Origin of the sequence: Sphingobacterium sp. UBA5789 (genome assembly GCF_002418355.1) — a bacterium.
In the GTDB taxonomy this organism is placed as follows: Bacteria; Bacteroidota; Bacteroidia; order Sphingobacteriales; family Sphingobacteriaceae; genus Sphingobacterium.
This window is the reverse complement of record NZ_DIDX01000007.1, coordinates 477169-489791: the sequence shown is the minus strand read 5'-3', so window position 1 is coordinate 489791 and position 12623 is coordinate 477169. Positions and strand designations below refer to the sequence as shown.

Sequence of the window (12623 nt, the reverse complement as noted above, 5' to 3'; positions counted from 1 at the left end):
CAATAGATATGTGTCAATTAATGTTCAATCTGAAGATTATATTTATCCAGTAGTCCGGCTATTCCTGAAACTGAAAACCTGGCTTTTTTAAGTTTATTATTTTCAGGGTCGATTGAATAATTGTAAGCTGATCTTAAGTCGGCTTTCTCCAGATTGGTATGATAAAAACTGGCCCTTAGCAGATCACAATCTTTAAAAGTTGACTGGGAAAGATCACTCTCCGAAAAATCTATTTCCTGAAGGGAACATTCATTAAAAACTATTTTCTTTAGATTCAGCCCATAGAAAGATGAATGCTGCAGCTGACATCGTTTGAATGAAAAGGCGAGTCCGAAATCAAGGCAGTTTTCATAGCGTATGCCTATCATTTTGCAATCCTCAAACAGGATATCGCGTAGTGCTGTTTTTTCCAGACGGACGAGACTCAGATTACAATGCTTAAAACTGCAGTCTATAAATTTGAATCCCGAAAGATCCTGTTCCGCAAAATTGCAGTTGATAAATGTACAATTGTCATATTCTCCTTTTGCCAGCGCAAGGGAAGTATAGTCCATTCTTTCAAAAGTTTCATCCTGTATATAGTGTTCACTCATGGGATAGATCTGTGTTAGCTTGATTTGATTTGTTAAATAGTTCTTTTTTTAATACCATATTCAGAGAATTCAGTACTTGTCCGGTAGATGATGCTATGATTCTATCCTTTTCAGATCGAAAGGAGAACCCGTTCTTCTGGTAACAGTGTATGGCTGCCGTATTCCAGTCAAATACGTTTAGCTCGATTTCTTCGGCCTGCAGATCGCAGAATGCATAGCTGCATAAGGCATGAATCAATGCAGAACCATAGCCCTTTCCTCTGTCTTCGGATGTCCCGATTAATATTCTGCAGATCTTATATTGAAGCTGTTCGCTCTTGTACAATTCTGCATGACCTATATATCTGTTTTCAGACAACGTGTAAACTGCAAAAGCAAGTCTGTAAGGATCACCTAGATAGAATTCTAATTGTGGAACGGTAAGTGGAAATGAAAAAATAGTGCCGGCAAATTGTACTAGTAATTCTTCACTTGGCACCATTTGAATTAATTGCTCAAAGTTAGATTGTCGGAACGGAACCAGCCGGATCATATACGCATAGTGTTAAGCACTAAAGATACAAATCCTTTCAGAACAGCCCAAAATGCTGTTCGATTTTCAGTGAAGAAAATAGTTCCGTAGAGGAATTTGACCTATTTGGAATATTACATCAAAAAAGAAGATGCTAAAATAAACCCATAGTCCAGACTATTTCTGAAATCGGATTGATTTTAACATCTTCAAACATACCTCTTGAGAAGCTATGCTAATTCAAATGATGTTTTTCATTGTTTTCAATATCCCTTTGCGCAATCAGTGAAGATTCACGGTTAAGAACGTCACTTTTAGCCGCATAATTCTGATTATCCGCATAGATATAAAGAAGAGTTCCTTCTTTAATCGTGTTGATAATCTCTGCATTAAGTTCGCGCGGAAGTGCCGGGCATCCATAACTCCGACCCAGACGTCCGGTAGAGGCAATGACCGCTTCACTGCAATAATCAGCACCGTGCATTACTACAGCTCTTTCTTTTGCATGGTCATTTATTCCTTCTTCCAGACCATTCAGCACAAGCGAATACCCGTTACCACCCTGGTATGTCTTTTCTGTAACATAAAAACCCAGTGAGCTTTGGTACGAATTGTTGCGGTTGGAGAAAGAAGTCGCAAATTTTTCGCCGCTGTTGCGGCCATGCGACACCAGACTGTGATAAAGTACTTTTCTGTTTTTCAGATCAAGTACGTACAGTCTTTTTTCTGTTGAAGGGAGTGTAAAATCAATAATCGTCATCGTGTCCCTGTTATCCGTTGACAACATACTCCGTCCGCGCATAGCTTGCTCAAAAGCCTCTAATTTCAGAATAGGCTCCAGATGCATGCTGGCGTACAGTTGTTGAACAGGAGATACTTTTTTAATTGGTTTTACAACGGTTTTTTTTTCAATATGCTTACCTGTATAAACAGATGCTGATGACGAGGTAAACAATACTAACGAGAAAATATACAAAAATCTAATCATAACACAAAATCACAATTTTCCACTACAAAGGTAGTAATAATATGATTTTCAAAATGTTAAATAACGTTAATCTATCACTATGACCAGTGCATTCATGGGTTTAGCCCAATTATAGACGAATTTTGCATGTGAAGAAGCGTTGCGGACACACATATGTGAACGGGGAACTGTCCCCAAAGAGGCGCTGTACTCAATAATAGCTGTAGCCGGTTTATTGACGGGTATGCCATGTATATATGCTCCGTTGGTAAAACGGCTCGCATAAGGTGCAAAGCCATCAATAGTGGTTGTTCCATCCTTATAATAAAACATTTTAGACTTGTGTTCCTGTATCATAAACAAACCTACAGGTGTCTCCTGAGCATGAGGTGGTTTATGCCTGCCGGAAGTGGCCGGATTCATACTCCGTATGGTCCAGTCTTTACCCGAACCTTCTAATGTACATATATTCTGATTGCGCACATCTACTACTACCACATGATTGAAAGTCGTGGAATCACTGATGGCTTTGACATACCTTTTGGGAACATCCCAGGTTCCGTCAAATGAAATGCCTTCGATCTTGACCATATCCAGTGTATCGCTGCTCATGAGTCTGACCAATGAGCCGTCTCTTCCGTATCGGATAGGTTGGTCCGTTTCACCGACAACATATAATGGGGCTGACTGATAGCGCTCCACTCCAAGAGAATCGGATACGCGGGTATAAGCGTTACGCTCAAAATGCTTGACAACAGGAGCTTCCCTGTTTTTGTTTTTATAGTTCTGAAGGATAGCATATTGTCCGGTTTTCTTTTGAAAATTGACGACATATGCCAGACGTTCTTTTATCTTATCCCATTGAAAATTACGGGTAGTATCCTTGTAGGGATAAGTATCTTCCAGACTATGTTTGTCATAGAGAAACTCTTTTTTCAGGTTGATATCTGCAGCTTCAACGGGCTTCTGCCGTTCGGCTTCCTTTTGCATTTTGGCTACCTGTTCCAGTGAATCCTTTTTGTTGTTTTCTTGTGTTTGTTCAGGACTCTTTTTAGAGGTACATGAAGATAATAAGAGTATGAGGTAAAAAGTTAAATAAACCTGTTTTGTTTGTTTCATAATTTAGATAGCTGTTGCTAAGTCATCCTGATGTGCCTGTTTTTTAATTCAATATACTGCCACTTTTTTTTATTTCAAAGCAAAATCAAATAATCCGAGTAAACCAAAGATGAATTTGTAATAGCTGAGATATACAAAAAGTGTGCTAAAGTATCCTGATACATAATCCCGTATCCGGATTATTGTATATTTGCAACATTTTTCAGCGAATAAGTACCTGACAAAAGAATAAAAGGTACTATAATAGAGGTAAATGATATGGATATATTGAAAGATCGAATTTTGAAGGACGGGCAGAGCTTTAAAGGAGGTATCCTGAAAGTAGATAGTTTTATAAATCATCAGATGGATCCTGTATTGATGAAATCTATCGCAGTAGAATTTGTAAGACGTTTTGGCCATCTTTCTGTAAATAAAATTATCACCATTGAAGCAAGTGGTATTGCACCCGCCATTATGCTGGGGTATCTGCTGGAGCTCCCTGTTGTATTTGTTAAAAAGGCAATGCCTAAAACTATGCAAAATATGCTGGTATCTTCGGTTTACTCTTTTACTAAAGACAAGACATATGATATCTGTGTAAGCCGTGACTTTCTGGGACCTTCAGACAGAGTTGTATTTATTGACGATTTTCTGGCAAACGGAAATGCTGCTTCAGGGGTTTATGATCTGGTCAAGGAAGCTGGAGCGACGTTGCTGGCAATGGGATTTATCATCGAAAAATCTTTTCAAAAGGGAGGAGAATTGTTAAGGGCAATTCCGGATATACAGGTAGAGTCGCTGGCAAAAATTAAAGAGCTGGGTGACGGACACATTGTTTTCGGATAAGAAATTGACAGTATCTTTCTAATATAAACAGCCCGGACAGTATCGATACTGTCCGGGCTTTCCGTTTATGATATATTATTTGTACCTGTTATACTTGATCGGACAAATAAATCTTTGATTATATAACGGGTAGTATATTCCGAATAGTATGCGTTAAATACAATTTAACATAGTTTTTAAACATAATATTGATTTTCAGAAGAATAAAAAAAACAGCTGATTTTTTTCTGTTAGCCACATGTTAAATTGCTGTTAATATTGGCTTTTTAGCTCTTATTAAGCCTTTTAAGGGAGCATGTAGGACCCGTTTTTTGATTTTATTTATTATGTTTGAAAGAGATGCCTTAAAATATGAAAATATTCTTGTAACATAGATTTGACAAACGCAAACAAATGCGAATGTAACTGTTGGTTGACGAGCAGGTATTAAAAGTAAATGATACACAAATGAAAGATAACACCATATTCAAGATAAGTTCAAGAATTAAAGAAATACGTAAAGGAAAAGGTATTACTATACAGGATCTGGCCGACAGAGCAGGGGTAAGTAAAGGTTTAATTTCTCAGGTTGAAAATAACCGGACTGTTCCCTCACTCTTGGTTTTGATTAATATTATCGGAGCGCTGGAAATTGACCTTACAGAATTTTTTAAAGGATTTACATCTGATGGAGATTTAGGGCCAGTTATTGTTCGACGTAAAGAACAATATGAACCCTTTGAAAAAGAACATGCATTGGGATTTATGTACAGAAGGATCTTTACCACCTCCATCGTCAATTCTACAATGGATATTGTACTTCTGGAATTAGAGCCGGATGCAAACCGTCCTATGGTCACTACAGAGGCCTTTGAATACAAATATATTCTGGCAGGAGAGGTGGAATACATTTTTGAAAATGAAGTAATACACCTCAAAGAAGGAGATTCTATACTGTTTGACGGAAGACTTTCTCATTCTCCACGTAATCCGGGTACACAAAAAGCAAGTATGTTGATCGTGTATTTTTTTGAACAGGATAAAGCCTGATCAATGGGACTGTAAAAATAGTTAGTCATTATAAGCAGAGTGCCGGGCCTGATCATACTTTATTTTATATAATTATTCCGGCTAAGGAAAAAAACTTTATCCCACTGTTTTACTTTACACAATGGTTTCATTCTTCCGGATATAATTATTTTTGGAAAAACATTGATTTAACATTAGCTTAGCATTACAATTATAACTTTGTGCTGTGGATAATACACTATTTCACAGGTAAAGAATACTTAAATTTGGGATGGAAAGTCATGAATACGTGGTCTGATAAAGAATTGTTCGATGCAATTAAAAAGAACAACACACAAGCCTTTTCAATTTTGTTTGACAGGTACTCGGATATACTTTTTCGTTTTATCCTGAAAAGAATACGTTCCGTTACAGATACGGAGGACATCTTACAGGAGGTGTTTCTGTCATTATGGAACAGACGTGCCAATATAGAAGTGGGAGATTCGATCTATCCTTATCTCTTCAAAGCTGCACGTTACGAAGTGATCGACTGGATGGTCAAAAGTGAAAAGCGGGTAAAGCATTTTGAACAATTACAGGTCAAAGCAGAAAAGGATATAATTTGTCTGCACAATACGGAGGATAAACTGATGGCTCAGGAACTGGCCAAATTACTGGAAGATGAAGTGCAGAAAATGCCGGTCACAATGCGCTCCATATTTAACCTCAGCAGAGGAGAAGATATGTGCATAAAAGATATTGCCTCCCAATTATCAATCTCTGAACAAACCGTCAAAAACAATATTTCCCTGGCCATGTCGCGGCTTAAAATACTTGTCAAATAATATTTTAATTTTTTTTTATTTTTCTTCGGTACTTTTCTCTGTTTAGTCAGGTTATAAGGTTGTATGAATGAAGACAACCTCAATAAGCAGGCTAAAAAATTATTACAGAAATATCTGAATGGTCAATGTACTCCTGAAGAGGAGCAACAGGTAATAGAATGGTTTTATTCTTTTGGGGATGAACTGCCTTCTGCAGAGCAGGATAGTACAGATAGCCTCAAAAGGTCAAAGTCGGTAATCCTTGATCAGATAGAGCGGGAAGAAGATACACAAACATCTTCAGGATTCTTTACATGGAAGCGTCTGCTTGTTGCTGCGGTTATGCTTGTTGTCATGGGAGGGTTATTAGGGATATACTGGAAAAGTAATTATACATCCCACGCTGTGGAGTTGGCGGCTGTAATTCCGGATTCCAGCGGACAATATAAAAATGATATTATGCCCGGTTCTTCCTATGCCGTTATTACTTACCCCAATGGCAAGCGTGAAACAGCAATAGATTCGGTGAGTGATCACAACCTGCATTCGACTGCAGAAAATGGATTACTGACAGTAGAGGTTCCGAAAGCAGGGAAATATAAGCTGACTTTGAGTGATGGAACAAATGTATGGCTTAATTCTTCCTCGGAACTGTCGTATCCTACAGTATTTCATTCAGACCAGCGCATAGTAAAATTATCCGGAGAAGCCTATTTTGATGTTGCAAAGGATCCAAACAGACCCTTCCGCATAGAGTTGAACGGATCTGTAATAGAAGTACTGGGAACCAGTTTTAATGTCAATGCTTATACGGATGAGATCAGTACCTCACTTGTAGAAGGAAAGGTGAAGATTATTTCCGGTCAAAAGGAAACCTTGTTATCTCCCGGAAATGAAGCACTCATAAAAGGTGGTGAAGTTGCAGTCTCACCAGCTGATATTCAAAAAAATACAGCCTGGCAGCGTGGTGAATTTTATTTTGACAGTGATAATCTGTCAGAAATTATTAAGGAGGTGGCCAGATGGTACGATGTTGAAATCGTAAATGCGGAATCTTTAATCGTAAATACAACGTATAAAGGTGCTATCAGCAGAGAGGCTAAACTGTCTGAAGTATTGAATATCCTGTCATCAGCAACACAACGCAGATTTGAAATAGATGGACGTAAAGTCATCGTGAAATAGTAAATGATATGAATTATTAACCCAAACCACAAAAATATGAATCGAACCTGACCTCTCTGATTTAGTGCCTTTACAATAAAAAAAGGAGGTGTTGGAGCACCCCCTGTATTGAAAAAGGCAAATTTTTAATTGAAATGTGAATTCTATTGATTTATTAACCTTTAACAATTCAAAGTTATGAATTTTTTTTCTCCATTAATAGAACAAGTTGACTGGAGAAGTCGATCAAATCCACTTGTTTTTAAAGTCCTACTAACTATGAAGTTAATTTGTATTCTGGTCCTGCTGTGTACACTAGGAGCCAGAGCATCAGGATATGCGCAGGAAGTGAGTCTTTCCATGAAAAACGCAAGAATAGAAAATGTACTTCAGGAGATAACCAAACAAACGAAGCTACGTTTCTTTTATGATGAACAATTATTGGAGCGTGCAGGCCGCGTCAATGTATTTGCTTCCGAATTGGATGTCCGGGTTGTGCTGAATCGTGCACTTAAGGATCGGAATTTAGCCATCGAGATTCTGGGAGGTACTATTGTCATCAAAGAAAGAAAAAAAACAGATAATGAAATTTCGGGAGTTGTCAGTGATTCGACTGGTGTCATGCGTGGAGTCACGGTATCTGTATTGGGAGTCGCTGGTCTTTCGACCAAAACGGATGCTAATGGCAGGTATTCTATCCGTGTTCCTGAAAAAGGAATACTCCTGTTTCGTTTTATAGGATACAAAGACCAGCAGGTAGTCGTATCAGGCAAAAATGAGATCAATGTGCGTATGGAAACTGAAGAATCCCACCTGGAAGAAGTCATCGTAGTAGGATACGGTACACAAAAAAGAGTGAATCTTTCCGGAGCTGTGGATCAGATTGGTGAAAAATTCTTAGATAGCCGTCCGATTACAAATGTCGGAACAGCCTTGCAGGGAGCTATGGCCAATCTGAATATTACACCTACCAGCGGAAGAGCCAACAGTTCTCCTGAGATCAATGTGAGGGGATATACCTCGCTTTCGGGAGGAGGGCCGCTGATTGTCATCGATGGTGTACCTACAACCAATGATGAACTGAACCGTATGAATCCAATGGATATCGCTAGTGTAACGGTACTCAAAGATGCGGCTTCTGCTGCGATTTACGGTAGCCGAGCGGCATTCGGAGTTGTATTGGTCACTACCAAAGCAGGGACTAGTGCAAATATTAAGATTGCTTTAAATTCTATTTTTGCGGCAAAAGCAATTACCCGCTCCGTACAGATTGAAGATGATCCGTATGAAGTCATGAAGTACCGGAATATAATGTCTGCACCCTGGTATAATCTGTATGACGAAAAAATGTTGGAATATGGTAAACAGCTAAGTGAAAATCCTTCTTTGCCTCGTGTGATCACAGATCCGCAAAATCCGAATGCTTACATCTATCTGGGATCTACAGACTGGTTTAAGGAAGTTTATAAAGATGCACAGCCTTCTTATACCAATAACATCAGTATATCACAGAAAAATGAACGTTCTTCCTATTATATTTCAGGGGAATATTTCAGACAGAACGGTATGTTGAGAATCAGCCCTGATACATACGACCGTTACAACTTCAGAGCCAAAGGTGATTATAAAATAACGGATTGGTTTACCTTATCAAATAATACAACGTATACAAATGATAAATACGATCAGCCGTCTGCAATAGACCAGGGTTATCTGTACTGGCATAATGTAAACCGTCAACCTTCTCTGGATATGGTCTACAATCCTGACGGAACATACACGCAGGCAGGGGTCAATATGATAGGTGCTGTTGCGGAAGGCGGAAGAAGTATTAAACGGGTAAATGATTTCCAGAGTAGCTTCGGTGCGAAAATAGACTTTATCAAAGGCGTCTGGAGTCTGAATGGAGATGCTACATTCCGGAGAGTTTCCGGTAAAAGTCATTTCTTTCAGTTACCACTACAGTTCAGTACAGGTCCAGGAATATTAAATCGCCAGAATTTTAACAGTATGGCTTCCAATAATAGTGATGAGACACGTTACAATGTCTACAATATCTATTCGCAATATCAGCAGACAATTCAAGATCATTACTTTTCGGTCATGCTTGGTTTTAATCAGGAGGAACGTATATATGAAGGATTTTCTGCATCCAGAGATCAGTTAATTTCCAATTCTCTTCCTACTATTGGTCTGGCGACAGGAGAGATCCCTACTGTAGGAGCCTTAGATTATGCCTGGGCGGTAAGAGGAGGATTTGCAAGGTTAAATTATTCCTATAAAGATAAGTATATAGTGGAGTCTAATCTGCGGTATGACGGATCATCCAGATTCCCTAAAAAGGATCGCTTTGCATTTAACCCGTCTGTTTCCGGAGCATGGGTAGTTTCTCAGGAAAAATTCTTTGAACCCCTTAAAAATACGGTTGATAATTTTAAGCTGAGGGCTTCGTACGGATCTCTGGCTAATCAGGATCTTAAGGATAATTATTATCCGTATATCGCTAATATGCCAAAAGGAACAGGTGTAATTCTGGATGGCAAACGTCCTCCAATTGTGAGTAGCCCCGGTTTGGTATCCTCAACACTTACCTGGGAGACAATTACACAATCCAATTTCGGGGTAGATGTCAGCCTGTTTAATAATCAGTTTTTCGGATCCTTTGATATGTACAGAAGGTATACAAAAGACATGCTGACTGCAGGTCGTGTTTTACCGATTGTACTTGGAGTAGGTGTGCCAGTTGAGAATGCAGCAGACCTGATGACCAAAGGCTGGGAGCTGACGTTGGGCTATAATAAAGAATTTATGCTCGGACATAAGCCTCTTTCTTTCTCTGCACGATTTAATCTGGCAGACAGCAGAGCATTTATTGAAAAATACAATAATCCCAAGAATAATCTGAACGATTATTACGTAGGACAGGAAATAGGAGAAATGTGGGGATTGACCACTTTAGGATTTTTCCAGTCTAAAGAAGAAATTGCGGCTCATGCGAATCAGTATGATGTCACTTCTTATCCGGGAACGCGTGGACTCGAACCAGGTGATCTGAAGTTTGCGGATATCAACGGAGATGGCAAAGTAAACCGTGGCGACTGGACACTTGCTAATCCTGGTGATTATAAAATTATCGGTAATTCCAGACAACGGTACACCTATGGTCTGGATCTGAGTTCGGCCTGGAATGGTATTGATCTCCGCGTATTTCTGCAAGGTGTAGGTAAAAGAAATTATTATCCGTCTGGTGGAGATCATTACTTCTGGGGTATTTATGCACAACCGTGGGCTAGTCTTACTAAATTTAATCTGGACCACTGGACTCCGGAAAATCCTAATGCTTATCTGCCAAGACCAAAATCTTATGTTGCTGAGCAAAGTGGAATCGAACTGGCAGCAACGCAGACCAAATATATCCAGAATGCAGGATATCTGCGTGTTAAAAACGTGACTGTAGGGTATACATTACCCAAATATCTGACAGACAAATGGGGGGTAGAGCGCATACGTATATTCGGAAGCGGAGAAAATCTGTTTGAATTTACCAAACTCATGGACTATCTGGATCCGGAAATCGTAGGAGACAGAACGGCTTATCCATTTCAGCGAACTTATTCTTTAGGCCTAAATTTTATTTTCTAAAAAAGGAACACGATCATGCAAAATATAATAAGAAAGATAATAGCAGGAGGCGCTTTGCTTGGAATACTGTCTCTGATGACAGGCTGTAATGATGATTTTATGGATAGATATCCGACTACATCTATTACACCAGAGGTGTTTTTTACCAGTATTACAGATTTAAAGACATATACGGATGGTTTTTACGGATATCTGGATGCACCTATTGCGGATTTAGGTACGGACAACTTAGCACATCACAATTCAGGAAGTACTATTGATGAAATAATGAGGGGAGGAGTTACACCTCAGAATGCATCTGTATGGAGTTGGACCAGACTTCGGAATATCAACTTTTTTCTGGAAAATTACGGACGGGTAAAAAATGCAAAAGCAGAAGATGTCAATCATTATGTGGGGGTAGCTAAATTTTTCAGAGCACGGTTTTACATAGATAAAGTCAATACGTATAACGATGTGCCGTGGTATGGCAGTACAATGGGTACAGGAGATAATGAACTGCTTAATAAAAAGCAGGATAGCCGTGCCCTGGTTGTAGATTCAATTATGGCGGATCTTGAATTTGCAGCAGCGAATATAAAGCCTGACGGACATAAATCAACAATTACCAGATGGGGAGCTTTGGCTCAGTTAGCACAATTTGCATTACAGGAAGGTACATATAGAAAATACCATACCTATCTGGGCTTGAAAGACAGTTACAAGAAATTTCTGGAAAGAGCGGTATCCGCATCGGAGAAAATAATAAATGAGGGCGGGTTTCAGATCAGTAAAACCGGAGGAGTAAACCGGGCATACCGTGATCTTTTTATCAGTCAGAATCTGCAGGCAAATCCGGAAACGATCCTGTTTATAGATTACGATAAAGATCTGGGACGCAGACGAAATGCGCATACGGTACTGGATTACGAATGGGCTTTAAGCCAGACACTCATGGAGAGCTATCTGATGAAAGACGGAAGTCGCTTTACGGATCAGCCGGATTATAAAACTAAAAATATTGATGAAGTATTTGTAAACAGAGATCCGCGATTTGAGCAAACATTTATGAAACCCGGGTTTCAGGCTGTAAATGCTACTGCTCCTCATCGTCTCAAACCGACCTTAGGTGGATACAATCAGATAAAATTTTATCCGGAAGTAGCGGACATGATCAGCTGGGAAGCTGCATATACAGATGCATTTGTATTCAGATACGCCGAAGTATTATTGATTTTTGCTGAAGCAAAAGCAGAGCTGGGTATTCTGAATAATCAGGCCGATCTGGATAAATCTGTTAATCAGTTGCGTGCCCGGGTAGGCATGCCGAATATGATCCTTAGTCAGGTGAGTGCATCAATAGATCCCAAACAACAAGCTTATTACAGCAATGTGAATGAAGGTGATATCGGTCTGATTCTGGAAATTCGTAGGGAAAGACGTGTAGAGCTGGCATGCGAAGGTCAGCGATACAGAGATGTTTTCAGATGGGAAGTCGGGCAGCGGCTTGCAGATCAGCAACAGGGAATGTATGTAAAAGCATTAGGACCTATGGATGTAACCGGAGACGGTAAAGTAGATATCGCCATATTGGAATCAGCGACCAGTACAGGACCGATAAGTCATCTTACAGAAGCAGAATTAAAGAACATCACGTTGTACTATCTCAAAGATGCGAATGGTAATAATACGACTATCTATCTCGAAAACGGGAACAGCGGTCATATCATGTTTACCATAGCAAGAGACAAAAAGAAAGAATTTGTTAAACCTAAGTATTACTATTATCCGGTGGCCAACAGTCAGTTGGTACTGGAAGGAAGTAATCTGGTACAGACACTTGGGTGGTAAGTACTGATGAGGCTACAGGAATCAGTTCAGAATAATTTTTCAAATTGATTTCTGTATGCTTAATCGCATTTTTTTAATTTCCGGGTTTGATGGCCTGTATAGTTAATGAATGCATATTCCTGACAAACCTGTCAGGAGTATGCATTTTTTTATGT

At 39.3% G+C, this 12623-nt stretch carries 10 protein-coding genes; 6 read left to right on the top strand and 4 right to left on the bottom strand.

Annotated features, from left to right (window positions below; translation table 11 throughout):
- Nucleotides 1–17 precede the first annotated feature (17 nt).
- From B4B65_RS19535 to B4B65_RS19520, 4 genes are all read right to left on the bottom strand, one after another.
- Nucleotides 18–593, bottom strand: a complete 576-nt coding sequence (locus tag B4B65_RS19535; RefSeq protein ID WP_293918094.1) for a pentapeptide repeat-containing protein — start codon at nucleotides 591–593, stop codon at nucleotides 18–20.
- Nucleotides 586–1125: a GNAT family N-acetyltransferase gene (locus tag B4B65_RS19530; protein WP_293918092.1), complete on the bottom strand. Its 540-nt coding sequence runs from the start codon at nucleotides 1123–1125 to the stop codon at nucleotides 586–588. The genes B4B65_RS19535 and B4B65_RS19530 overlap by 8 nt, the downstream gene beginning before the upstream one ends.
- Nucleotides 1126–1339: 214 nt before the next feature.
- A complete protein-coding gene (locus tag B4B65_RS19525; RefSeq protein WP_293918090.1) occupies nucleotides 1340–2092 on the bottom strand; it encodes a murein L,D-transpeptidase catalytic domain family protein in 753 nt (250 codons plus the stop codon).
- A gap of 66 nt (nucleotides 2093–2158) precedes the next feature.
- Entirely contained in the window at nucleotides 2159–3190 is a 1032-nt protein-coding gene (locus B4B65_RS19520; RefSeq protein ID WP_293918088.1) for a L,D-transpeptidase, read from the bottom strand.
- A gap of 258 nt (nucleotides 3191–3448) precedes the next feature.
- On the opposite strand from B4B65_RS19520, the gene xpt reads away from it, so the two are divergent.
- The 6 genes from xpt (at nucleotide 3449) to B4B65_RS19490 (ending at nucleotide 12468) form a co-directional block, all read left to right on the top strand.
- Complete coding sequence (xpt, locus tag B4B65_RS19515) at nucleotides 3449–4018, top strand: xanthine phosphoribosyltransferase (RefSeq protein ID WP_293918086.1); 570 nt, start codon at nucleotides 3449–3451, stop codon at nucleotides 4016–4018.
- 447 nt (nucleotides 4019–4465) lie between these two features.
- Nucleotides 4466–5047 carry a helix-turn-helix domain-containing protein gene (locus B4B65_RS19510; protein WP_293918084.1) on the top strand — a complete coding sequence of 194 codons (582 nt, stop codon included), beginning with the start codon at nucleotides 4466–4468 and terminating at the stop codon, nucleotides 5045–5047.
- Nucleotides 5048–5307: 260 nt separating this feature from the next.
- Complete coding sequence (locus B4B65_RS19505; RefSeq protein WP_293918082.1) at nucleotides 5308–5853, top strand: RNA polymerase sigma factor; 546 nt, start codon at nucleotides 5308–5310, stop codon at nucleotides 5851–5853.
- 63 nt (nucleotides 5854–5916) lie between these two features.
- A complete protein-coding gene (locus B4B65_RS19500) occupies nucleotides 5917–7017 on the top strand; it encodes a FecR family protein (RefSeq protein ID WP_293918081.1) in 1101 nt (366 codons plus the stop codon).
- A gap of 258 nt (nucleotides 7018–7275) precedes the next feature.
- On the top strand, nucleotides 7276–10638 hold the full coding sequence (locus tag B4B65_RS19495; RefSeq protein ID WP_293918079.1) for a SusC/RagA family TonB-linked outer membrane protein: 3363 nt from the start codon (nucleotides 7276–7278) through the stop codon (nucleotides 10636–10638).
- Between the two features lie 15 nt (nucleotides 10639–10653).
- Nucleotides 10654–12468 carry a RagB/SusD family nutrient uptake outer membrane protein gene (locus B4B65_RS19490; protein WP_293918077.1) on the top strand — a complete coding sequence of 605 codons (1815 nt, stop codon included), beginning with the start codon at nucleotides 10654–10656 and terminating at the stop codon, nucleotides 12466–12468.
- Nucleotides 12469–12623 lie beyond the last annotated feature (155 nt).